Annotated in this window: 1 protein-coding gene; it reads right to left on the bottom strand. The window is 53.6% G+C overall.

The window, feature by feature from the left end:
* On the bottom strand, positions 1-486 hold a 486-nt coding region (locus M6F29_RS11840; protein ID WP_298160166.1), incomplete at its 3' end, for a YaeQ family protein.
* Positions 487-933: the final 447 nt, after the last annotated feature.

Below are 933 nucleotides of genomic sequence, written 5' to 3'. Positions count from 1 at the left end.
GTTTCCATCGTCCTGAATCAGGCAATTGAGATCCATGGTGCGTTCAACCAGGTGAGCCAGTGCCTGACTGTCGGACAAAGGAAGACTGAGGACGGACAGATTGGACAACCGCCGGAGACGGCTACTCATTCCCGCCCACCAAAGCGGAACGGCGCTGCCGCCATAGGCATAAATGATTACCCGTCGAGCACGCCCGCATGCCTTGAGCACGCGTTTTTCATCGGGCAGGCCCACGTCGATCCATTCGTCAATGGCTCCCGTCAGGTCTTTTTTCCAGAGGTCAGGTTCCTCCTGATCAGCGGCCCCCCCTCGGGCGAAGGTCAAGTGTTCATGGGCATGGAGAGCAAACGCCAGCAGGCGCACCATCATGCGTTCGTCGGTTTCGGAGGGGTGACGGGCGATCGTCAAGGTATGGGAGGCGTAATAAGGCCGGTCCATGTTGGATATTTGTAAATTGACCTTGAAGACGGTGGACTTGAGCGCCATGAATCGATGAATTCCGCTGAAAGTAATAGAAGAGATGTTGGGTAGCCCACAGGTAAGGAGGGGCGAGAGGAAAGTTTATCCCAAGGGCGAACCTGAGGCATTCTCTTGCACCCTACGGCTCTTCGACAATCAGTCGAGGAGGTTTGTGGTATAAGATGTCCCACCTTGAACAAGTACGGAGAGGTTCCGAACACTCAACCTCCCATTTTAGCATAAATCGGCCATAATTTTCGGCCATCCGTCCAAAAATTCCAGACCGGCTCTCCGTTCATGAACTCTGCGGCGCCCCTCCCCGCATCTTTATAAAATCTTTATAGCGTCGCTGTCAGCCTTTACCCCTTTTTGATCTGCCGGTTCCTAGAATGGGTACGACTGGAACTCACTGGGAGAATCTCTATGGATCTGTTCTATCTTGCGATCGTTGTGGCGGTCTTTGGCCTGTCGGTA

The organism is Ferrovum sp., assembly GCF_027317285.1.
GTDB lineage: Bacteria > Pseudomonadota > Gammaproteobacteria > Burkholderiales > Ferrovaceae > Ferrovum.
The sequence above is the reverse complement of the archived record's forward strand: the minus strand, read 5'-3'. Positions and strand labels throughout refer to the sequence as shown.